Raw genomic sequence first — 21,543 nt, forward strand, 5'->3', positions numbered from 1 at the left:
CGCTCAGGCGCCGCGCAGTCTCGTGAGACGGGACCCGCTTCGATCAAGCCGATCCCGGATCAGCCGAAGAGCGGCGTGTCGCCGGCCACCATCGGCAGGATCTCGGGGGAGATCGCGACCGGCCGGTAGCGCCCGGCCCCGCCCCGCGCGGGCCGCCCGCGGCGGCGGACCACCTCGCGCTCGAAGGCGATGAAGGCCTCCGGGGTGCCGTCCCGGCGGCATACCGGCCGCACGTCGATCTCGCACAGGTAGGCCTCGCCGTCCTTGCGGTAGTTCTGCAGGCAGCCGAGGAAGCGCCCGCTCATCCGCAGCGCGCGATGCACCTGCCGCGTGGCCACCCGGCTGGTGGTCGGGCCCTGCAGCATGCGGGGCGATCGGCCGACGAGCTCGTCCTCCGCGTAGCCGGACATCCGGGCGAAGGCCGGGTTGGCGTAGAGGATCGTCGGTCCCGGCCGCTCGAGGTCGACGTCGGTGAGGACGACGGCGAGATCGAGGGGATCGGCGAAGAATTGAACGAGGCTGACGATGTCCATAGCGGTCTTCCCTAAGGACAGAAGTAAATCAGCATTCGTTAAGGCTTTCTGACCCGCCGCGGCCGGTCAGGGCGCGGGAGCCGGGGCGGCCAGGGCGGCGGCGAGGCGGGCCGCCAGGGCGGCGTTGTGGCGGATCAGCGCGATGTTGGTGGCGAGGCTGCGCCCGCCCGTGAGGGCGAGGAGACGACCCAGCAGGAAGGGCGTCACCGCCTTGGCGGCGATGCCGGCCGCCCGCGCCTCCGCCACCGCCGTCTCGATCAGGCCGGCGATCTCGGCGGCCGGGATCTCGTCGGCCTCCGGCACGGGGTTGGCCACCAGGATCCCGCCGCCGAGGCCGAGCGCGGCCTTGGCCCGGATCAGGGCGGCGACCGCCTCCGGGGTGTCGAGGCGCAGCGGCGCGGGCAGGCCGCTGTCCCGGCTCCAGAAGGCCGGGAAGCGGTCGGTGCCGTAGCCCACCACCGGCACGCCCCTCGTCTCCAGGTATTCGAGGGTGCGCGGCAGGTCGAGGATGGCCTTGGCGCCGGCCGAGACCACCGCCACGGGGGTGCGGGCGAGTTCGTCGAGGTCGGCCGAGATGTCGAGGGTCTGCTCGACGCCCCGGTGCACGCCGCCGATGCCGCCGGTCGCGAAGACCCGGATCCCGGCGAGCGCGGCGCAGATCATCGTGGCGGCGACCGTGGTCGAGCCGGTGAGCCCCGCCGCCACCGCGTGCGGCAGGTCGGCGCGGCTGAGCTTCAGCACGTCCCGCGCGGCGGCGAGCCCCGCCAGGGTCTCGGCCGGCAGGCCGATCCGGATCCGCCCCGCCACGACCGCGATGGTCGCCGGCACCGCCCCGGCCTCGCGCACCACCGCCTCGACGGCCCGGGCCGTCTCGACGTTCTGCGGGTGCGGCATGCCGTGCGTGACGATGGTGGATTCGAGCGCCACCACGGGCGCGCCCGCCGCGAGGGCGGCCCGCACCTCCGGGGCGATGTCGAGCAGGGAAGGGGGCATGGCATTCCTCCCGCGCCGGCGGCGATCCCGCCGGTCTGGCAGATTTGCCGGGGCCTGGCGAGGGCGCGCCCCTGGACGGCGCAGCGGGGCCGTGGTGCAATCGCCCCGGAGGCCGCCATGAAGACCCTGCTCGTTCCGATCGCGCGCCACACGCTCCTCGATTCCGTGCTGGAGACCGCGCTCCTCACCGCCCGGCGCTTCGGATCCTGCGTGGAGGGGTTCGGCCTGCGCCCCGCCCTCGCCGAGTACGTCCCGGTCGACATGGTGGGCGGCATGACCTGGGTGCGCGACGAGGAGGCCGACCTCGCGGAGGCCCGCGGCTGCGGCAGCCAGTTCTCCACCTTCATGGAGCAGCACGGGGTGCCGCGGGATTCGGGCGAGGCGGATCCCTCCCGCCCGCGCTACCGCTGGCTGCCCGACGCGCCGCCGGGCGACGGGTTCCTGGCGCAATACGCGCGTCTGTTCGGCGCGACCGTGGTGGGACGGCCGGGCGGGGAGGGCGGCCCGCGCATGACGACCCTCGAAGCCGCCCTGTTCGAGAGCGGCCGGCCCCTCCTGATCGCGCCCCCGACCCCGCCCCAGAGCCTCGGCGAGACCGTGCTGATCGCCTGGAACGGCTCGACCGAGACCGCCCGCACGGTGGCCTTCGCGGGCCCGTTCCTGCGGCGGGCCGCCCGCATCGAGGTGCTGGGCGTCGATTCCGGCATGGTGCCGGGCCCGAGCGCCGAGCAGCTGGCGGCGGCGCTCACCCGCGAGGGCCTGACCGCGCGGGGCCGCACCCTGGCGGCGGGGCGGCGCAATCCCGGCGAGGTGTTCCTGGCCGAGGCCGCCGCGCTCGGCTGCGATCTCCTGGTCAAGGGGGCCTACACCCAGAGCCGCCTGCGCCAGATGATCTTCGGCGGCGCGACCAGCCACATCCTCGCCCACGCCACCATGCCGGTGCTGATGGCGCATTGACGGGCGCAGCTGCGGCTGCCGGAACTCCGCCCGCGCTCCGCCGAGGGCGCCGTCTCGGGCGACCGCCCCCGTCGCCGCGCCGGCCCGCGGACGGCCCGGGCGCGCTGCCGGGACCCGCGCATCGACGGCCCGATGCCGCGATTCGTGCCCAGATCACGCCGGTCTCGGCGCCCCGATCCCGCCTGGAATTCCCTGCGCTCCGCCGATCGGAGCGATTGCGCGTTCTCATGTCCTTACGTAATGAGGGAGACCGAGGCTTTCCGAGACTTCGGGAGGGTGATGCACCGGGCCTGCGCCCGCCACAGCCGTGAAGGCCCGCGGATCCCCGAGATGATACCACCGGTCATTTCTGATGACCGGTGGTGCGGCTCTCGAATTTTCGCCAAGCCTCTGGCTTGAAATCGAAAATTCGAGATGGAGCAACGGCTCGATGCGTCAGCATCCTGAGCCGTTGGTATGATTCATGTTCATGCGCTCATCGGATCGAGGACCGACGGCGCTCTCACGCCATTCGGCAGCGGAGGGAACCGCGGATGAGTTTGCATCAGCTGAGCGAGACGCCGGAGCTGTTCATCACCGACGAGGCTCTGGATCGCATCGAGACGTTCTTTCGATCGGTCGCCCGGATGTATGAACACAGGGGGATGAGGGCCAGCCTCCAGTTCGTGAAGGAGATCTACATCGTGCCGGCCGGCGACGCGCCAGCCAAGTATCCCAGCAAGGAGGAGATGGGCGACCCGGCGGCGTGCAAGGCCTGGCTGGCCGAGCACACCTTGAAGAAGATCAACAACGTCCAGGTCGGGGTCGATTTTCTTGACAAAAGCCCGTGGAGAAACAAGATCACCTTGCGGGGCTTCGATCTCGACCTGCTGACCGACACTTTCGACGATGAGTACGTGAGGACGTTCAACACGATCGATCTGAACGGCGACGGCAAGCTGGTGCTGCGATAGCGCGCATCGGCCCGGCGGACGAGCCGTCCCCGGGCGCGGGACCGGTTCCGCCGGCGGCTCATCCGCCATCCGGTTGATGGCTTCGCCATCTCCGATGTCGGCCATGCGGATGTCGGCGTCGCTCAGGCGCCGCGCGGGCTTGGCATGCGCCATCCGGTTGATGGCTTCGCCATCTCCGATGTCGGCCATGCGGATGTCGGCGTCGCTCAGGCGCCGCGCACAGGCGCCGCGCAGGCTCGCGATCCGGGATCCGCTTGAGCAAGCGGATCCCGGATCAGAACCCGTCCGCGAAGCCCCGCACCAGGAGGTTGGCGATCGCCATCGGGGGCGGCGTGAGGAGGCCGTCCGGGTGGCGGCGCTCCAGCATCGCCCGCACCTCCTCGCGGGAGAACCAGCGGGCATCCTCCAATTCGTCGCGATCGAGGGTCAGGGCCTCGTCGAGGGCCTCGCCCTCGCAGCCGATCATCAGCGAGGAGGGGAAGGGCCAGGGCTGGGAGGCCCGGTAGCGCACGGCGCCGACCCGCAGCCCCGCCTCCTCGAAGGTCTCGCGGCGCACCGCGTCCTCGATCGTCTCGCCCGGCTCGAGGAAGCCCGCGAGGCAGGAATAGACGCCGGGGGCGAAGCGCGCCTGCCGCCCGAGCAGGCACCGGTCCCCGCGCGTCACCAGCATGATCACCACCGGATCGGTGCGCGGGAAGTGCTGCGCCCCGCAGGCCGCGCAGTCGCGCCGGAAGCCGCCGCAGGAGAGCGCGGTCGGCGCGCCGCACTGGGCGCAGAAGCCGTGGCGGGCGTGCCAGTTCAGGAGCGACTTCGCGGTGGCGAGGAGGCCGAGTTCCGGCGCCGGCACCGCCCCCTCGACCGCGACCGCGCGCAGGTCGAGCAGGCGGTAGGCCGGATCCTCCGCGAAACCCGCGCCGGCCTCGGCCGGCAGGGCCCCGGCGAAGATCGGCCGCTCGCCGATCCGCCCCAGGAAGAGGAGCGGGGCCGGCGTGGGGACGCGCGCGGCGTCGGCGACCGACAGCACCGCGCTCGCCGCGGCCCCGGCCGCCCGCAGCACCGGCACCTCGCCCGCGAAGAGGAGCAGGCCGGCCTCCGGATGGTCGGCGAGCGTCGGGGTCGGGCCGGTGCGCTCGGCGGAGTGGCGCACGAGCAGGCTCTGGGCGAAGCCGAGGCGGTCGAGGGGCGTCGTCACGGGATCTCCTCAGGGCGTGATCCGGCGATGGGTCGACCGCATCGACGCGCACATTGCGGCGAAATCACAGAGGGGCGGCGCTCACGCGGCCGCGAACAGCGCCCGGGCGCGCTCGACGAGCTGCGCGGCGGCGTGGGGCGGGTAGGGCGCGCGGGTGCCGTGGCCCCAGACCGGGCCGGGCCAGGCCGGATCGGAGCGGAACCGCCCGACCACGTGGACGTGGAGCTGCGCCACCACGTTGCCGAGCGCCCCGACATTCACCTTGTCGGGCTTGGCGAGGTCCAGCATGACCCGGGTCGCGACCCGGATCTCCTCCATCAGGGCCGCCGCCTCCCGCGGGGCGAGGTCGGTGAGCTCGCTCACCGCCTCCCGGCGCGGCACCAGGACGAGCCAGGGGAAGCGGGCATCGTCGAGGAGGAGCACGCTGCAGAGCGGAAGGTCGCCCACCGCGATCGTGTCGGCGGCGAGCCGCGGGTCGAGGGTGAAATCCGACATCCAAACCTCTCTCGATGCGCCCCGCGGGTCAGGCGACCTCGGGCTCGGGCGTCGCCCCGCACGGCCCTCCCTGCCCGGTTCCCTGGAACAGCCGCTCGCTCGTCAGCTTCAGGAAATAGAACCCGAATTCGGGGTTCTGGTAGTAGAGCTGCTTGACCTCCGAATAGGGCACGCAGAGCGCGACCCCGTCCTCGGCGCAGACCACCGAGGCGGTGCGGACGTTGCCGGGCGAGAGCATGCCGAGTTCCCCGACGATCGCCCCCGGCGCGATGTCGATGCCGCGCTCCTCGATCCGGAAGCGGCCGCTCTCGACGTAGAACATCTCGCTCGCCGGATCGCCCATCCGGAACAGCACCTCCCCGGCCTTGAAGCGGCGCGAGGTGCCGAAGGGCTTGAGCCAGTCGAGGGAGAGGTCGCCCCCCGCGGCCTTCTCGACGTCCCTGACGAGCCGGATCATCTCGTAGAGGCGCCAGGCATTGAACGGGATCTGGATCACCTCGGTCAGCACCGTCGGCACGCTGCCGACGAGGCAGCCGTAGATGATGACCGCGATGCTGCTGAGGATCGAGACGATCCGCAGCGGGATCATCGTCGTCATCGCCGAGGAGGCCACCGTCAGGGCCGTGCCCAGGTAGCCGATCGCTTCCACCCAATCCATCACGCCCTCGCCCCGCAAAGCCTTGCCCGGCCGATGGCATTCCCGGCGAAGCCTGACAAGGGCGGGGATGGCGCAGGCGCGGCGGCGGCGCGTGATCTCGGCGGCGCGTGATCTCCCGGGCGGGCGCGCCGCCCCTGCGGGAGCTCGCCCGCCGCCGCGCGGCGTGAGGTGACGGCCGGCTTGCCGATCCCGACGCGCGGCACGAGCCGACGCGGCCGCCCGGCCGGCGCGCCCGCGAAGGCGGGGCCCCGCCGCGGGCTCAGGCCGGATCGAGGATCAGCCCGAGCCGGTCCCCCTTGCGGACCATCCCGCCGTCCTCCGGCTCGACCACGTCGAGGATGCTGCGCGCCACCCCGCCCACCGTGACCGGGCCGCCGACCAGCTCGTCGAGGCCGTTCGGGAAGTCCCGCGGCGCCCGCACCCAGATCAGCCCCTGCGCATCCTCCGCCCCCCCGATCACTTCGGCTTCCCACACGGCGCATCCCTCCTCGTCGGTCCGGCCGCGGCTGTCGGGCAAAACCGGCCCGGTGGCAACCGTCGCGAGCGGGAACTCACCTCGGGCAGGAACTCACCCCAGGTATGTGGGTTGGGGTCGCGGCCGGGGCGGGATCCCGGCGGGGGGACGGGGCCTGATGCGGATCGTCGTGTTCGGACTGACCGTCTCGTCGTCCTGGGGCAACGGTCACGCGACGCTCTGGCGCGGGCTGTGCCGGGCCCTCGCGGCGGACGGGCACCGCGTCACCTTCTTCGAGCGCGACGTCCCCTACTACGCCGAGAACCGCGACCTCCACGCCCTGCCGGGCGGGGACCTCGTCCTCTATCCGGACTGGACGCCGGATCTCGCCGCCCGCGCCCGAGAGGCCGTGCGGGAATGCGACGCGGCGATCGTCACCTCCTACTGCCCGGACGCGGTGGCGGCGACCGACCTCGCCCTCGCCGCGCCCGTCAGCGTCTTCTACGACCTCGACACGCCGGTGACGCTGGCGCGGCTGGAGGCGGGCGAGGCGGTGCCCTATCTCGGCCCGCGGGGCCTGCGGGATTTCGACCTCGTGCTGAGCTACACGGGCGGGGCGGCCCTCGACGCCCTGCGCGCGCGGCTCGGGGCGCGGCGCGTGGCGCCCCTCTACGGCCACGTCGATCCCGACGCGCATCGGCCCGGCGCGCCCGCGCCGCACTACGCCTGCGACCTCTCCTACCTCGGTACCTACGCGGCGGACCGGCAGGCCGGGGTCGAGCGCCTGCTCGTCGCGCCGGCGCGCCTGCGCCCGGGGCAGCGCTTCCTCATCGGCGGGGCGCAGTACCCGGCGGATTTCCCCTGGGCGCCCAACATCTCCTTCGTGCGCCACCTGCCGCCGGCCGAGCACCCGGCCTTCTTCGCCTCCTCGCGCTTCACCCTCAACGTCACCCGGCAGGCCATGGCCGCGATGGGCTGGTGCCCCTCGGGGCGGCTGTTCGAGGCGGCGGCCTGCGGCACGCCGCTGATCACGGACGAGTGGGAGGGGCTCGACGCCTTCTTCGCGCCGGGCCGCGAGATCGTGGTGGCGCGCACCACCGCGGAGGCGGTCGCCGCCCTCGACATGGACGAGGCCGAGCGCCGGGCCCTGGCGGCCAGGGCCCGGGAGCGCACCCTCGACGAGCACGCATCCGCGCGGCGGGCCCGGACGCTCGTCGCCGCACTCGAACAGGCGGCGTCCGCGCGCGGCGCCGTCCCGGCGGAGGTCTGACGATGTGGGGCATCATTCCGGCGGCGGGCCTCGGCAGCCGCATCCAGCCGCTCGCCTTCTCGAAGGAGCTGCTGCCGGTGGGCAGCCGCCTCGATCACGGGATCGAGCGCCCCTGCGCGGTGAGCGAGTACCTCGTCGAGCGCATGATCCGCGGCGGCGCCGACCGGCTGCTGTTCGTCATCGCGCCGGGCAAGTCCGACATCCTCGACTATTACGGCGCCGCCTACGGCGAGGTGCCGATCGCCTACGCGGTCCAGCCCGCCGCGTCCGGCCTGTGCGACGCCATCTTCCGGGCCCTGCCCCTGATCGCCGAGGACGAGCCGGTGGTGGTGGGGCTGCCCGACACGGTCTGGTTCCCGGCCGACGCCCTGGCGCAATGCCCCGACGACGTCCTCTCCTTCCTGCTGTTCCCGGTCGAGCGGCCGGAATTCTTCGACGCGGTCGTGCTCGACGGCGACCGCGTACGCGAGATCCAGGTCAAGCGGGCGGACGCGACCTCGTCCTGGATCTGGGGCGCCTTCAAGATGCCGGGCCGCACCCTGCGCGACCTGCACCGGCTCTGGCTGCAGCGGGGCCGGCGCGACGAGTACATCGGCACGCTCATCAACGCCCACCTGGCGGCGGGCGGCGAGGCGCGGGGCATCCGCGCCGGCACCGCCTACGTCGATGTCGGCACCCTGCACGGCTACCGGGCCGCGATCGGGCTCCTGGCCGAGGCGGCGGCGGGCGAGGCGGATGCGGGCGCCCGCGTGGCTTTGGGCTGGCCGGGCGGCCGCGCGCCGCTCCACGCCGTCCTGCGCGACTAGCCCCGCGACCCGGCGATGCCGCTCAGCATCCTCCACGTCGCCTATCCCCTCGCCCCGGTCGGGCCGGACGCGGCGGGGGGCGCCGAGCAGGTGCTGAGCGCCCTCGACGCCGCCCTGGTGGCGGCGGGCCACCGCTCCCTCGTCGTCGCCTGCGCGGGCTCGCGGGTGCGGGGCGAGCTGATCGCCCTGCCCCGGGAGACGGGGCCCCTCGACAAGGCGGCGATCGCCCGGGCGCGCCGGGCCCAGGCCGAGGCCGTGGCGGCCGCCGTGCGGGCGCGGCCGGAGATCGACGTCGTCCACATGCACGGCATCGACTTCCACGCCGCCCTGCCGCCACCCGGCCCGCCCGTGCTCGCGACCCTGCACGCCCCCTTCTCCTGGTACGCCCCCGAGGCCCTGCGCCCGGCGCGCCCGCGCACCTTCCTGCACTGCGTCTCGGCTCACCAGCACGGGCTCGCCCCGCCGGGGCTCTCCCTCCTCGACCCGATCCCGAACGGCGTGCCGGCCGAGGCCCTGCGCGGGCGCTTCCCGCGCGGGCGCTTCGCCCTCTTCCTCGGCCGGATCGCCCCCGAGAAGGGCGTCGACCTCGCCCTCGACGCGGCCCACCGGGCCGGGATCCCGCTCGCCGTCGCGGGCGAACTCTTCCCCTATCCGGCGCACCGGGACTTCTTCGACCGCGCGGTGGCGCCGCGCCTCGACCGGCAGCGGCGCTTCCTGGGGCCGGTCGGGTTCCGGGCCAAGCGCCGCCTGCTCAACGCGGCGCGCTGCCTGCTCCTGCCCGCGCGGCTGCCGGAGACGAGCTCCCTCGTCGCCCGCGAGGCGATGGCCTGCGGCACCCCGGTGATCGCCGCGCCGATGGGCGCCCTCGCCGACTTGGTGGAGCCGGGCCGCACCGGCTTCCTGGCCGAGACTCCGGCGGAGATGGCCGCGGCGATCGCCTCGGTCGACCGGATCGACCGGGAGGCCTGCCGCCGGATCGCCGCGGGACATTCGGGCCTCGCCCCGATGATCGAAGGGTACTTTGCCGCCTATGAGAAGCTTCGCCGCGGCGCCGACCGGCCGGCCGCTCCCCATCGCCTCGCCGGCGCGGCGTGAGGCGCCGGCCCTCACCGCGTCCGTCCTCGCCGAGGCGGCCGACCTCGACCGGCTCGAACCCGACTGGTGGGACCTGTTCGGGCGCTGCCCCTCCGCGACGCCGTTCCAGTCCCCGGCCTGGCTCATCCCGTGGTGGCGCCAGTTCCGGCCCGGCGACCTCGCCGCGGTGGCGGTCCGGGCGGGCGGGCGCCTGGTCGGCCTCGCGCCGCTCTACGCGGAGGAGGGCGCGCGGGGCCGGCGCCTCCTGCCGCTGGGCATCGGGCCGAGCGACCATCTCGACCTCCTGCTCGACCCGGAGGCGGCCGGGGCGGGCGCGGCGCTGGCGGAGGGGATCGCGGCCGCGCGGGGCGGCTGCGCCACCCTGGACCTGGAGGACCTCGCGCCCGAGGCCGCCGCCTGGCAGCTCCCGGTGCCGGCGGGGGCCGCCGAGCGCGTCGAGGACCAGGTCGCCTGCCCGGTGCTGCTGCTGCCGCGCGAGGCCGCCAGCCTCGCCGACCTCTGCTCCTCGCAGAAGCGCCGCAAGATCGCGCTCGCCCGCAACCGCTCGCTGCGGCGCGGCGGCTTCCAGGTCGAGGCCGCCACCTCGCCCCGGGAGACGGCCGCCCTGTTCGAGCGCCTCGCGGCGCTGCACGCCGCGCGCTGGGAGAGCCGCGGGGAGGCCGGCGTGCTGGCGGACCCGGCCGTGCAGGCCTTCCACCGCGAGGCGGTGCCGCGCCTCGCGCGCGCCGGCCTCGTGCGCTTCCACGCGGTGCGGCTCGCCGGCGAGGTCGCCGGGATCCTGTACGCCCTGCGCGGCCGGCGGCGGGTCTACACCTATCTCAGCGGCTTCGATCCGGCCTTCGCCTTCGAGAGCCCAGGCGTGACGCTGGTCGCCGCCGCCCTCGACGCGGCCCGGGAGGAGGGCGCGCGCGCCTTCCACTTCCTGCGCGGCCAGGAGCCCTACAAGTACGAGTGGGGCGCGGTCGACATCTGGAACCGCCGCCGGAGCCTGCGATGGAGCTGAGCGGCGAGGCCGCGGCCTGGCTCGACCGGCTCGCCGCCGGCGAGGTGCCGCCCTCCGTCGCCCTGATGCACCTCGCGGCCGGGGCCCCGGGCCCGGAGGCGGTCGAGGCCGCGCTCGCGGCCGCGGCCGGCCCCGCCGACGCGGAGGCGAGGGGCCGGCTCGCGGCGGCGCGCGACCTCTGGCGGGCGAACCCGCAGGCGTGGGGAATCGTCCGGGAGGTGCTCGGCGGCGTCGATCACGGCGAGGAGCTGGAGGGCGCGCGGGCCGTCGCGGCGCTCGCCGCGGCCTTCGACCGGGCGGCGCGGGCCTCGCCCGAGGGCAGCGTCGCCCTCTACGCCCTCGGCAGCCCGGCGCTGCTGCGCGCCGCCACGGAGGAGATCGTCGCGGCGCTCGACGCCTGGGGCCTGCTGTCGCGCGAGGCGCGGCTCGTCGATCTCGGCTGCGGCATCGGCCGGGTCGCGGCGGCGCTCGCCCCCCGCGTCGCCGCGGTGACCGGGCTCGACATCGCGCCGGCCATGATCGCGGCGGCGCGGGAACGCTGCGCCGGCCTCGCGAACGTGGCGCTGCATCTCGGCAGCGGGCGCGACCTCGCGCCGGTTCCGACGGGGGGCGCCGACCTCGTCCTCGCGGTCGATTCCTTCCCCTACTTGGTCCAGGCCGGGCTCGCGGCGGACCACGTCCGCGAGGCCGCCCGGGTGCTGCGGCCCGGGGGCGACCTCGTCGTCCTGAACTACTCCTATCGCGGCGACCTCGCCCGCGACCGGCGCGAGGCGGCGGCGCTCGCCGCGTCCCACGGCTTCCGCCTGATCCGGGCCGGGACGGCGCCGTTCACGACCTGGGACGGGCGGGCCTTCCAGCTGCGCCGCCTGTGATCCGGGAGCCGCTTGATCGAAGCGGATCCCGGATCACGCGCCTGAGCGCGACGCCTGAGCGCAGACGACATCCGCATGGCCGAAATGCGAGATGGCGAAGCCATCAACCGGATGTCGGATGAGTTCGCCCGGCTTGCCCTGGCTTTCCGCCCTGCTCTTGCGTAAGGGCTCGACCCCGACGAGGCTGGCGCGGCGCTCCCCGCCCCGCGGGCCGGCGGGACTGGCGCTCCACCCCGTCCGCCTCTCGCGCGGCGCCGGCCCGGCGCTTGCTTCTCCTCCCTCACGCGACGGATCGACGGATGCTCAACACGCTCGTGGTCTTCCTCGGGGCCGGCCTCGGCGGTGCGCTGCGGTACGGCGTCAACGTGAGTGCGGCCCGGCTCGGCGGCAGCTTCCCGGCCGCCACCATGATCATCAACGTCTCGGGCTCGCTCGCCATGGGCATCCTCGCCGGCTGGTTCGTGGTGCGGGCCGGCCTGCCCCAGAGCCTGCGCCTCTTCCTCACCACCGGCATCCTCGGGGGCTTCACCACCTTCTCGACCTTCTCGCTCGAAGCCTTCCTGCTGATCGAGCGCGGCGCCCTCGCGCAGGCGGTCCTCTACGTGATCGGGTCGGTGGCCGCGGGCATCGCCGGGGTCGCGGTGAGCTTCGCGATCATCCGCCATTTCGGGTAAGGGCGGGCCCGGGCGGGCGGGCGGCGGTTGACAAGCCGGCCCGAACGGTCCCGAGTCAGGGCACCATGACCGATGCCCCCACCGGCAAGCCCCGGGTCGCCATCACCTACTGCACCCAGTGCGGCTGGCTGCTGCGCGCCGGCTGGATGGCGCAGGAGCTCCTCTCGACCTTCAAGGACGGACTCGGCGAGGTCGCGCTGATCCCGGCCACCGGCGGGGCCTTCGCGATCACCTGCGGCGATGCGCTGATCTGGGAGCGCGTCCGCGACGGCGGCTTCCCGGACGTGAAGACCCTCAAGCAGCGGGTGCGCGACGTCGTCGAGCCGGGCCGCGATCTCGGCCACGTCGATCTCCCCCGCGGCGACCGGGGCTGAGGCGGCGTGGCCGGCCTGAGGACCCGGGTGGCGCGCCTGCGCGAGCGCGGCCTCTCCACGCAGATCTACCTCGTGGCGCTGGCCATTGCCCTGATCGGCCCGGGCCTCCTGTTCACCGCGATCCTGCTCGGGCGCTACGCCGCCCTGGAGCGGGCGCGCTTCGAGCAGGATGCCCGCGAGACCGTGCGCGGGATCGCGCTCACGGTCGACCGCGACACGGCCGGCCTGATCTCGGTGCTGCAGACCCTCGCCACCTCGCCGCGCCTGCGGCGGGCCGAGGAGGCGGCGAGCTTCGAGGACCAAGCCCGGGCGGTGACCGAGGCGACCCAGCTGATGCTGTCCCTGCGCCGGCCGGACGGCACCCAGCTCGTCAACACCGCCCTGCCGCGGGGCGCGCCGCTGCCCCAGGGCGCCCAGCCCTACGACGCCGAGGTGCTGGCGACGCGCGCTCCCCTGGTGACCGGCGTGCAGCCCGGCCCGCCGGGCCGGCCGCCGAGCTACGCGGTGGCGGTGCCGGTGGTGATCGACGGCGAGGCCGCCTTCGTCCTCAGCGCCACCGCCCCGGTCGAGCGCCTGCACCAGATCCTGCTGCGCGACCTCGCGGAGGGCTGGATCACCGCGCTCGTCGACCGCAACGGGCTCCTGCTCGCGCGCTCGCGGGACCACGCGGCGCTCGTGGGCGAGCCGATGCTGGAGGCCCTGCGCGGGCGCGAGGCCGGGACGCCGGGCCTGTGGGAGGGCCTCGACCGCCAGCACCGCCCGGTGCTGTTCGTCGAGACGCGCACGCGCATCACCGGCTGGACCGCCTCCGCCAGCATCCCCCGGGCCCTGGTGGAGGCCTCGCTGCGGCGCTGGATGGCGGCCTTCGGGGGGTTCGGCCTGCTCGCCCTCGCGGTGTCGTCGCTGCTCGCGGTGCGGCTGTGGTCGCGGGTCGCCGAGCCGCTGCGGCTCCTGGCGGCGGCGGGGGGCGCGCTCGGCCGGGGGCAGCCGGTGCCGCGGGTCTCGACCCCGATCCGCGAGATCCGCCAGGTCGCCGACGCGCTGGCGGACGCCTCGGAGACGCTGCGCCAGCGCATCGCGGAGCGCGACCGGGCCCTGGAGGAGCAGAGCCGCGGCCTCGTCGCCCTGCGCGAGAGCGAGGCGCGCTTCCGCCACATGGCCGATTCGGCGCCCGCCCTGATCTGGATGACCGACGAGGCCGGCGAGACCACCTTCGTCAACATGCACTACGAGTACCTGTTCGGCCGCCCCGCCGCGACGCTGGTGGGCCGCCGCTGGCGGGAGGTCGTGCATCCGGACGACGTCGCGGGCTTCGAGGCCGCCTTCGCGGCCGCCTTCGCGGCGCGCCGCCCGCTGCGGGTCGAGACCCGGGTGATCGACGGGAGCGGCGCGGTGCGCTGGCTCCTCTGCGAGGGCGTGCCCCGCCTCGACGACCGCCACCGCTTCCTCGGCTACACGGGCTGCAACGTCGACATCACGGAGGCCAAGCTCGCCGAGGCGGCCCTGCGCGAGAGCGAGGAGCGGCTGCGCCTCGCCCTCGCGGCCGGCCAGCTCGGCACCTGGGAGATCGACCTCGCCACGGGGCAGAACCGGCTCTCGGCCCGCTCGGCGGAGATCGTCGGGCTGCCGCCCCTGCCCGGGGGCTGGATGGGCGCGGTGCACCCGGCCGACCGGCCCGCCCTCGACGCCGCCCTGGCGGCGCTCATCGCCGGGGAGGCCGAGTACCGGAGCGAGTTCCGGGTGCGGCCGGTCGACGGGGTGCTGCGCTGGGTGAGCGCCGAGGCGGTGGTGCAGCGCGACGCGGGCGGGGCGCCGCGGCGGGTGATCGGCATCCACCAGGACGTGACCGAGCGCAAGCGCGCCGAGGACCACCTGCGGCTGCTGATCCACGAGCTGAACCACCGGGTGAAGAACACCCTCGCGACCGTGCAGTCGATCGCGATGCAGAGCCTGCGCCGGCTGCGCGGCCGCGAGGCCGAGGGCGCCCGCGACGCCTTCGTGGCGCGGCTGATCGCGCTCGCGCGGGCCCACGACGTGCTGACGCGGGAGAGCTGGGAGGGGGCGGAGCTCGCCGAGGTGGTGGCGGGCGCGGTGGCGCCGCTCGAAGGCCCCCGGGGCCGCCGCCCGCGCTTCAGCGTGGCCGGGCCGCCCCTGCGCCTGCCGCCCCGCATGGCGCTGTCGATCGCGATGGCGCTGCACGAACTCGCCACCAACGCGGTCAAGTACGGGGCCCTCTCGGCCGTGGACGGGCAGGTCTCGATCGCCTGGAGCGTCGAGGCGGGCCGGCTCACCCTGCGCTGGCAGGAGAGCGGCGGCCCGTCCGTGACCCCGCCCGAGCGGACCGGCTTCGGCTCCCGGCTGATCGGCCAGAGCCTCGCCCGCGACCTCGCCGGCGAGGTCAGCCTCGACTACCCGCCGGCGGGCGTGATCTGCACGATCGTGGCGCCGCTCGACGAGGCGGAGGAGGCCCCGGCCGGGGAGGCTTCAGGCCCGCAGCGGCGCGAGCACCGCGCGCAGCGCGTCGGGTAGCGGCACCGGCCGGTTCGTGGCCCGGTCGACGTAGACGTGGACGAAGTGCCCCTGCGCGGCGGCCTCGTCCTCGTCCTCGCGGAACAGGCCGACCTCGTAGCGCACGCTCGACCGACCCTGATGCGCCACCCGGAGGCCGGCCGTGACCTGGTCCGGGAAGGCGACGGAGCGGAAGTAGCGGCAGCCGGTCTCGACCACGAGGCCGATCACCGCGCCCGCGGCGATGTCGAGGGCGCCCTCCTCGATCAGGACGCGGTTCACGGCCGTGTCGAAGAACGCGTAGTAGACCACGTTGTTGACGTGGCCGTAGACGTCGTTGTCGCTCCAGCGGGTGGAGATCGGCACGAAGCGCCGGTAGGCGGCGCGGCGCTCGGGGGGAGGGCGGTCCGTCACCGGGCCGCCGGCCGCGGGGGCGTTGCGCGCGTCTCGACCATCGTGGTCTCCCTGGCAGTCCGATCCGGCTCGGATCGGCCATCGAGAGCCGATCATGAGGAAGGATCGGCGCGCCCTCGATCGCATGCCGTTCGGCGGCCGACGGTCGATCGGTGTCCGGCGGCCTGTCCGGTCCTCAGCGCGGGCGGTGCCGCGCGTGCCAGCGGGGGCCGGGACCGCGCATGTAGTGGAGTTCGGGCCGATAGGGGTCTGTCAGCGCCGCCACCGTCGCGCGCCACGCCTGGGCGGGAGCGTGCCACGCCCGGGCGAGGCGGCCGAGAAGGGCCATCAGCATCGCGTCGTCCTCCAGCCACGGATCACAACCGGGACGCACGGATCATGCCGAGTCTCGGGTTTCGGATCCGTTGCGCCAGGATCTCCGCGCCCGGGGGCGTTTCGAGGGCGGCGCGGCGGTGAGATCAGGGCAGGATCCCGGCGAGGGACAAAGCCCCGGCCAGGATCACGAACAGGGCGGCCGCGAGGCATTCGAGCGGCACGCTCTCCCACAGGGCGGGGGCCTCCGCGCGCCCCGGCGAGGCGCGCCCGCGGGCGATCGGCTTCATGGTCACCTCCTGCCGGCCCGTCCCGGGCCGGGACCGCCCGTCCCGGGCCGGGATTTCCTCGCGGGCGGCGCCTCTGTCGGGTTGCCGTCCCGCCCCCAGCCTAAGCATCATTCGCCGAAGGGGCCACCGGTTCGGCGGCAAGATTGATGCAAGACCAAGCATCATTCGCCGAAGTGACCACCGGGTCGGCGCCAGACAGGGTTCCGGACCAGGAGTTGAGCAGAGTTGCCCCGCGCAATTCTGCTGAGAGGCCGTGATGGCCCGGGGACAGGGTTGCGGACCGGGAGGCGCCGTGCTCCGCTGGCACGTCCCAGGACCGAGCCCATGTCCCTCTCCCCCGACCTCGTCTCGTCGCGCGCGACCGACCTCGCCCGGGCGATCCGCGACCGCACCGTGTCCGCCCGCGAGGTGATGCGGGCCCATCTCGACCGCATCGCGCGGGCGAACCCGGCGGCGAACGCCATCGTGGGGTTGCGCGACCCCGAGATCCTGCTGGAGGAGGCCGCCTGCGCCGACCGCGACCTCGCCGCCGGGCGCTGGCGCGGGCCGCTCCACGGGCTGCCGCACGCGGTGAAGGACACGTCCCCGGCCGCGGGGCTGATCTGGACGCAGGGCTCGCCCCTCTTCGCCGGCCGCGTCGCCGAGGCGGACGCGCCCCACGTGGCGCGGCTGCGGCAGGCCGGCGCGATCCTGATCGGCAAGACCAACGTGCCGGAATTCGGCCTCGGCTCGCACACGGTCAACCCGGTCTTCGGGGCCACCCGCAACGCCTACGACCCGGCCCGCAGCGCCGGCGGATCGAGCGGCGGCGCCGCGGTCGCCCTCGCCCTGCGCATGCTGCCGCTCGCGGACGGCAGCGACCATGCCGGCTCGCTGCGCAACCCGGCGGCCTGGAACGGCGTGCTGGGCCTGCGCCCCTCGCCCGGCCGGGTGCCCATGCGCACCGACGAGGTCTTCCTGCCCGACCTCACGGTGGCGGGCCCGATGGCCCGCTGCACCGCCGATCTCGGGCTGCTGCTCTCGGTCCTCGCCGGCCCGGATCCGCGCCTGCCCCACAGCCTGACCGAGGATCCCTCCGCCTTCGCCGCGCCGGCGCCCCTCGCGCTCGCGGGCCTGCGGATCGGCTGGCTCGGCGACCTCGGCGGCCACCTGCCGGTCGAGCCCGGCATCCTCGCCCTCTGCGAGCGCGCCCTCGCGGTTTTCGCCGGGGAGGGGGCCCGGGTCGCCCCCCTGGCGCTCGGCTTCGACGCCGAGGCGGTGTTCCGGGCCTGGCGGGTGCTGCGGGCCTGGCAGGCCGGGGCGGCGCTCGCCCCTCACGCGCGCGACCCCGCCGCGCGGGCGGCGCTGAAGCCCGACGCGCTGTTCGAGATCGACGAGAGGGCGCGGCTCGACGCCTACGCGGTGCAGGCCGCCAGCGCCCTGCGCAGCCGCTGGTTCGCCCACCTGCTCGACCTGTTCGCCCGGTGCGACCTGCTGGCGCTGCCCGCCGCGCAGGTCTTCCCCTTCCCGATCGGGGAGATGTGGCCGCGGGCGATCGCCGGGCGCCCCATGGACAGCTATCACCGCTGGATGGAGGTCGCGATCCCGGCCACGATGGGCGGCTGCCCGGCGATCAGCCTGCCGGCCGGCCGCGGCCCCGGGGGGCTGCCGATGGGCCTCCAGCTCATCGCCCCCCACCGGGGCGAGGGGAGGCTGCTCGCCGTCGCGGCCGCCTACGAGGCCGCGACCGGCTTCGACCGGGAGGCCCCCGCGATCACGGCCCTGTGATCGCACGCGCTTGCGCTTGCGGGCTCATCGGCGCGCCCCATACTCCCTGCGCCAACGAAGAGCGGTCGATCGAATCGGCCGCGGGCGAGGGAGGAGACCATGAGATCGGTTCTGAAGGCTGCGCTCCTGGGGAGCGCGGCGCTGGCCGCGGGTGCGTCGTTCGCCGCCGTGAGCCTCGCCCAGGAGGCCGGCGACACGAAGGCCAAGGTCGACAACCTGGAGAAGCTGCAGGGCTTCAAGAGCACCGGCGTGGCCGAGCCGCCGCCGGTGCCCCAGACCGGCCGCAAGGCCGACGCCATCACCAAGACCCTGCAGAAGATCAAGCTGCCGGACGGCTTCAAGATCGACCTCTACGCCATCGTGCCGGATGCCCGCGCCATGGCGGTCGGCCCGAATGCCGGGGTGGTCTTCGTGGGCACCCGCAAGTCCAAGGTCTACACCGTGACCGACCGCGACAAGGACCGGGTGGCGGACGAGGTCAAGGTCTTCGCTCCCGGCATCGACTTCAAGATCCCGAACGGCGTCTGCTTCTCGCGCGACGGCGTGCTCACCGTCGTGGAGCAGAACCGGGTGCTGGCGTTCCCGGCGGCCGAGTTCTTCTACGAGGGGCCGGACGTGGCGGCGGCCGTGGTGGTCAAGCAGGGCGAGCTGATCCCGGTCTCGGAGGAGAGCTACAACCACACCGCCCGGATCTGCCGCGTCGGGCCGGACGGCAAGCTCTATATCTCGCTCGGCCAGCCCTACAACGTGCCGCCCAAGGAGAAGGCCGAGCTCTACGCGAAGACCGGCATCGGCGGCATCATCCGGATGGACGCGGACGGCAAGAACCGCGAGGTCTTCGCCACCGGCATCCGCAACTCGGTCGGCATGGACTTCGCCCCCGACAAGACGCTGTGGTTCACCGACAACCAGGTCGACGGGATGGGCGACGACCAGCCGCCCGGAGAGCTGAACCAGGCGACGAAGCCCGGCCAGAATTTCGGCTTCCCCTGGTACGGCGGCGGCGCCGTCCGCACGGCCGAGTACAAGAACGACGCGGTCCCGCCGGACGTGGTCCCGCCGAAGGCGGAGCTGCCCCCGCACGCGGCGGATCTCGGCATGATCGTCTACCGGGGCAAGATGTTTCCCGAGAAGTACCGGGGCGGCATCTTCACGGCCGAGCACGGCTCGTGGAACCGCACCACGCCGCTCGGCGCCCGGGTGATGTTCGTGCCGGTCAACAAGGACGGCGGCGCGGGCAAGCCCGAGCCCTTCGCGGAGGGCTGGCTCAACGAGAACGGCGAGTATCTCGGCCGCCCGGTCGACGTCGCGACGCTGCCGGACGGCTCGCTCCTGGTCTCGGACGATACGGCCGGCGCGATCTACCGGATCTCCTACGAGAAGTAGGGCAGCCGGCCCCGGCGCGTCCCGCCCCGGTCTCCGGGGGAGGGCGCGCCGGGAGGCGGGATCGTCCCGCGCGAACCTGCCGGGCGTGCCGCCTCCTCGCGGCCGGCGCGCCGGCCCCGGCGCGCCGGCCCCGGCGCGCCGCGCCGAGGTGGTGGCGAGGTGGTGGCGAGGTGGTGGAAAGAGCGGCCCTCTTCCCCTATCCGCACGGGAGCGTCGGCGTCGTGCGGGTGGTCAGGTGCAGGAACTGGTGAGCGCGTGGTTCGGGTTGCTGAGCGCGATCCGGGTGGAGGGGCTGGCGGCCCTCGGCTTCGTGCTGGCCCTCGCCGTGACCCTGCACGCCCTCCTCAACAAGCGCGAGGTCGCCGCCGCGATCGGCTGGATCGGCCTCGCCTGGCTCTCGCCGCTGGCCGGCAGCGCCCTCTACGCGCTCTTCGGGATCAACCGGGTGACCCGCCGCGCCCGCCGCCTGCCGGTGCTGCCGGTGCGCAAGCCCGGGGTGCCGCAGGCCGATCCCGTCACGGTGCCCGGCCCGTTCCTGCCGCTGGAGCAGGCCGGCGACCGGCTCACCGGCCTGCCGCTCACCGGCGGCAACCGCGTCGCGCTGCTGCGCCACGGGGACGAGGCCTATCCGGCGATGCTGGCGGCGATCGAGGGCGCCCGGGAGACCGTCGGCCTCTCCAGCTACATCATGCGCGACGACGTGAGCGGGGAGGCCTTCGTGGCGGCCCTCGCCCGGGCCAAGGCGCGGGGCGTCGCGATCTGCGTGCTGGTGGACGGCATCGGCAGCGGCTACTTCTTCCCGGCCATCTACCGGCGCCTGCGGCGGGAGGGCATCCCGGCCGGGCTGTTCATGCACTCGGCCGTGCCGTGGCGGATGCCGTTCCTGAACCTGCGCACCCACAAGAAGCTGCTGGTGATCGACGGGCGGACCGGCTTCGTCGGCGGGGTCAATATCGGGGACGAGAACCTCGTGTCGCGCCACCCGCCCGAGCCGGTGCGCGACACGCATTTCCTCCTCGAAGGGCCGGTGGTCGGCCAGCTCGCCCAGGCCTTCGCCCGCGACTGGTCCTTCGTGACGGGGGAGGATCTCGACGGGCCCGGATGGTTCCCGGCGATCCCGCCGGCCGGCGACACGCCCGCCCGGGTCGTCACCTCGGGGCCGGACGCGGATATCGAGAAGATCGAGTACGTGGTGCTGGCGGCCCTGGCGGTGGCGCGGCACTCGATCCGGCTCGCCACGCCCTACTTCCTGCCGAGCGAGATCCTGCTCACCTCGCTGGCCCTCGCCGCCATGCGGGGCATCGCGGTCGACGTGATCATCCCGCAGGCGAGCAACCACCGCATGGTCGATTGGGCGACCCGCGCCCACGTGGCGCCGCTGCTGCGCTCCGGCGTGCGGATCTGGCTCGACCGGCCGCCCTTCGACCACTCGAAGCTGATGGTGGTGGACGATGCGTGGTGCTTCGTCGGCAGCGCCAACTGGGACACGCGCAGCTTCCGGCTGAATTTCGAGCTCAACGTGGAGCTCTACGACGAGGCCTTCGCGGCGGAGCTGAACCGGCTCCTCGCCGCCAAGATGCAGGTGCCGCTGACCCTCGACGCGCTCACGGCGCGGGGGATGCCGGTGCGCCTGCGCGATGCCGGCGTGCGATTGCTGCTGCCATACCTCTGAGGTCGACCCGCTCGCGCAGATGCGCCATGCGGGTGCGGCCGGAGGGCAGGGGCGCCGGCTCGAGATGGACCACGATCGGCCGGTGGTCCGAGGCGCCCCGCGGCAGCACCGCCCGGTGGCGGCAGACGAGGCCGCGCACGAGGCAGCGGTCGAGGCGCAGCGGCACGAGGTCGACCATCGCGTGGGTCGGGTGGCGCGGCCCCACGTCCCGGAAGCCCGGCAGCAGGGCGGGGCCGACGAGGTTGTAATCCCCGAGCACCGCGGCCCGCGCCGGCAGGTGCTGCTCGATGCGGCGCAGCTGGCGGCGGTTCAGCACCTGGCCGTGCGAGAGATGCACGTTGGCGATGCCGAAGGCGCCGCAATCGAGCACCTGCGCGACCCGGTCGACCAGCGCCCCGGACGGGATCGGGATGCTGCGCGGGGGCGCCGGGAACGGGGCCGGGCTCCACATCGCGAGCCCGTGGATGCGCCGCGGCAGCGGCGCCCAGGCGTAGTACCCGCCGACGCGCTCCGGCAGCGCGGTGATCTCGGCGGTGGCCTCCTGCATCAGCAGAAGGTCGGGCTTCTCCTGCGCGATCAGGGCGGCGACCGCCTCGACCGTCGCGCCGGTGCGCCGCAGCAGGTTCCAGCTGATGATCTTGCGCGGCGGGCGGACCATGGGGACCTGGATCGGAGCCCCGCCCGCGGGCAGGAGATGGGGGTGAGTCGGCATGGCTCCATGCAGGCCGAAAATGCGCCACCACGATGGCGGATCGGGGCGGAAGCGTTGTGCGCGACGCAGGACCGCCGCGAACCCTACGCCGGGCGGGGGCCGGGCGGAACCCGGGGAGCGTCCGGGAGAACCGGTTCCCTCCCCGCCATCGCC

At 74.5% G+C, this 21,543-nt stretch carries 23 protein-coding genes; 13 read left to right on the top strand and 10 right to left on the bottom strand.

Going from position 1 to position 21,543, the window contains the following annotated elements:
- Window positions 1-59 precede the first annotated feature (59 nt).
- Together M446_RS07830 and M446_RS07835 are read right to left on the bottom strand one after the other, a co-directional pair.
- Window positions 60-533 carry a PAS domain-containing protein gene (locus M446_RS07830; RefSeq protein WP_012331566.1) on the bottom strand — a complete coding sequence of 158 codons (474 nt, stop codon included), beginning with the start codon at window positions 531-533 and terminating at the stop codon, window positions 60-62.
- 66 nt (window positions 534-599) lie between these two features.
- Window positions 600-1,526 (bottom strand): pseudouridine-5'-phosphate glycosidase, encoded by a 927-nt coding sequence (locus tag M446_RS07835; RefSeq protein ID WP_012331567.1) that lies wholly within the window; start codon window positions 1,524-1,526, stop codon window positions 600-602.
- A 117-nt stretch (window positions 1,527-1,643) separates the two neighbouring features.
- Between M446_RS07835 and M446_RS07840 the strand changes: the two genes are divergently transcribed.
- Both M446_RS07840 and M446_RS07845 read left to right on the top strand, forming a co-directional pair.
- The gene (locus M446_RS07840) at window positions 1,644-2,483 is read left to right on the top strand and encodes a universal stress protein (protein ID WP_012331568.1); all 840 of its coding nucleotides are present in this window, start codon (window positions 1,644-1,646) and stop codon (window positions 2,481-2,483) included.
- A gap of 533 nt (window positions 2,484-3,016) precedes the next feature.
- Window positions 3,017-3,436 (top strand): hypothetical protein, encoded by a 420-nt coding sequence (locus tag M446_RS07845; RefSeq protein ID WP_012331569.1) that lies wholly within the window; start codon window positions 3,017-3,019, stop codon window positions 3,434-3,436.
- Window positions 3,437-3,710: 274 nt separating this feature from the next.
- Here the strand turns inward: M446_RS07845 and nudC are convergent, their stop codons facing one another.
- From nudC to M446_RS07865, 4 genes are all read right to left on the bottom strand, one after another.
- Entirely contained in the window at window positions 3,711-4,628 is a 918-nt protein-coding gene (gene nudC, locus M446_RS07850; protein WP_012331570.1) for an NAD(+) diphosphatase, read from the bottom strand.
- An 81-nt stretch (window positions 4,629-4,709) separates the two neighbouring features.
- The gene (locus tag M446_RS07855) at window positions 4,710-5,123 is read right to left on the bottom strand and encodes an HIT domain-containing protein (RefSeq protein ID WP_012331571.1); all 414 of its coding nucleotides are present in this window, start codon (window positions 5,121-5,123) and stop codon (window positions 4,710-4,712) included.
- Between the two features lie 28 nt (window positions 5,124-5,151).
- Window positions 5,152-5,781 carry a cyclic nucleotide-binding domain-containing protein gene (locus M446_RS07860; protein ID WP_012331572.1) on the bottom strand — a complete coding sequence of 210 codons (630 nt, stop codon included), beginning with the start codon at window positions 5,779-5,781 and terminating at the stop codon, window positions 5,152-5,154.
- A gap of 259 nt (window positions 5,782-6,040) precedes the next feature.
- On the bottom strand, window positions 6,041-6,256 hold the full coding sequence (locus M446_RS07865; RefSeq protein ID WP_012331573.1) for a hypothetical protein: 216 nt from the start codon (window positions 6,254-6,256) through the stop codon (window positions 6,041-6,043).
- A 157-nt stretch (window positions 6,257-6,413) separates the two neighbouring features.
- On the opposite strand from M446_RS07865, the gene M446_RS07870 reads away from it, so the two are divergent.
- From M446_RS07870 to M446_RS07905, 8 genes are all read left to right on the top strand, one after another.
- On the top strand, window positions 6,414-7,505 hold the full coding sequence (locus M446_RS07870; RefSeq protein ID WP_012331574.1) for a glycosyltransferase family protein: 1,092 nt from the start codon (window positions 6,414-6,416) through the stop codon (window positions 7,503-7,505).
- 2 nt (window positions 7,506-7,507) lie between these two features.
- Window positions 7,508-8,311: a sugar phosphate nucleotidyltransferase gene (locus tag M446_RS07875; protein ID WP_012331575.1), complete on the top strand. Its 804-nt coding sequence runs from the start codon at window positions 7,508-7,510 to the stop codon at window positions 8,309-8,311.
- Between the two features lie 15 nt (window positions 8,312-8,326).
- A complete protein-coding gene (locus tag M446_RS07880) occupies window positions 8,327-9,406 on the top strand; it encodes a glycosyltransferase (RefSeq protein ID WP_012331576.1) in 1,080 nt (359 codons plus the stop codon).
- Window positions 9,342-10,409: a GNAT family N-acetyltransferase gene (locus M446_RS07885; protein ID WP_012331577.1), complete on the top strand. Its 1,068-nt coding sequence runs from the start codon at window positions 9,342-9,344 to the stop codon at window positions 10,407-10,409. The genes M446_RS07880 and M446_RS07885 overlap by 65 nt, the downstream gene beginning before the upstream one ends.
- Entirely contained in the window at window positions 10,400-11,281 is an 882-nt protein-coding gene (locus M446_RS07890; RefSeq protein ID WP_012331578.1) for a class I SAM-dependent methyltransferase, read from the top strand. The genes M446_RS07885 and M446_RS07890 overlap by 10 nt, the downstream gene beginning before the upstream one ends.
- Window positions 11,282-11,580: 299 nt before the next feature.
- Window positions 11,581-11,955 carry a fluoride efflux transporter CrcB gene (gene crcB / locus M446_RS07895; RefSeq protein ID WP_012331579.1) on the top strand — a complete coding sequence of 125 codons (375 nt, stop codon included), beginning with the start codon at window positions 11,581-11,583 and terminating at the stop codon, window positions 11,953-11,955.
- A gap of 65 nt (window positions 11,956-12,020) precedes the next feature.
- On the top strand, window positions 12,021-12,329 hold the full coding sequence (locus tag M446_RS07900) for a SelT/SelW/SelH family protein (protein ID WP_012331580.1): 309 nt from the start codon (window positions 12,021-12,023) through the stop codon (window positions 12,327-12,329).
- Window positions 12,330-12,335: 6 nt separating this feature from the next.
- Entirely contained in the window at window positions 12,336-14,858 is a 2,523-nt protein-coding gene (locus M446_RS07905; protein WP_012331581.1) for a sensor histidine kinase, read from the top strand.
- Here M446_RS07905 and M446_RS07910 read toward each other — a convergent pair.
- The 3 genes from M446_RS07910 to M446_RS38065 form a co-directional block, all read right to left on the bottom strand.
- Window positions 14,814-15,251 (bottom strand): acyl-CoA thioesterase, encoded by a 438-nt coding sequence (locus M446_RS07910; RefSeq protein WP_012331582.1) that lies wholly within the window; start codon window positions 15,249-15,251, stop codon window positions 14,814-14,816. The two genes, M446_RS07905 and M446_RS07910, sit on opposite strands and share 45 nt — an antisense overlap.
- Window positions 15,252-15,426: 175 nt before the next feature.
- Window positions 15,427-15,585, bottom strand: a complete 159-nt coding sequence (locus tag M446_RS38060; protein ID WP_018262042.1) for a hypothetical protein — start codon at window positions 15,583-15,585, stop codon at window positions 15,427-15,429.
- A 124-nt stretch (window positions 15,586-15,709) separates the two neighbouring features.
- Window positions 15,710-15,853 (bottom strand): hypothetical protein, encoded by a 144-nt coding sequence (locus M446_RS38065; protein WP_012331584.1) that lies wholly within the window; start codon window positions 15,851-15,853, stop codon window positions 15,710-15,712.
- A 324-nt stretch (window positions 15,854-16,177) separates the two neighbouring features.
- Between M446_RS38065 and M446_RS07915 the strand changes: the two genes are divergently transcribed.
- From M446_RS07915 to M446_RS07925, 3 genes are all read left to right on the top strand, one after another.
- Entirely contained in the window at window positions 16,178-17,620 is a 1,443-nt protein-coding gene (locus tag M446_RS07915) for an amidase (protein ID WP_012331585.1), read from the top strand.
- A 99-nt stretch (window positions 17,621-17,719) separates the two neighbouring features.
- Window positions 17,720-19,006 carry a PQQ-dependent sugar dehydrogenase gene (locus tag M446_RS07920; RefSeq protein ID WP_012331586.1) on the top strand — a complete coding sequence of 429 codons (1,287 nt, stop codon included), beginning with the start codon at window positions 17,720-17,722 and terminating at the stop codon, window positions 19,004-19,006.
- Between the two features lie 235 nt (window positions 19,007-19,241).
- Window positions 19,242-20,678 (top strand): phospholipase D-like domain-containing protein, encoded by a 1,437-nt coding sequence (locus M446_RS07925; RefSeq protein ID WP_020493664.1) that lies wholly within the window; start codon window positions 19,242-19,244, stop codon window positions 20,676-20,678.
- Here the strand turns inward: M446_RS07925 and M446_RS07930 are convergent.
- Window positions 20,611-21,336: an endonuclease/exonuclease/phosphatase family protein gene (locus M446_RS07930; RefSeq protein ID WP_018262038.1), complete on the bottom strand. Its 726-nt coding sequence runs from the start codon at window positions 21,334-21,336 to the stop codon at window positions 20,611-20,613. The two genes, M446_RS07925 and M446_RS07930, sit on opposite strands and share 68 nt — an antisense overlap.
- Window positions 21,337-21,543: the final 207 nt, after the last annotated feature.

The sequence above is a fragment of the Methylobacterium sp. 4-46 genome, assembly GCF_000019365.1.
In the GTDB taxonomy this organism is placed as follows: domain Bacteria; phylum Pseudomonadota; class Alphaproteobacteria; order Rhizobiales; family Beijerinckiaceae; genus Methylobacterium.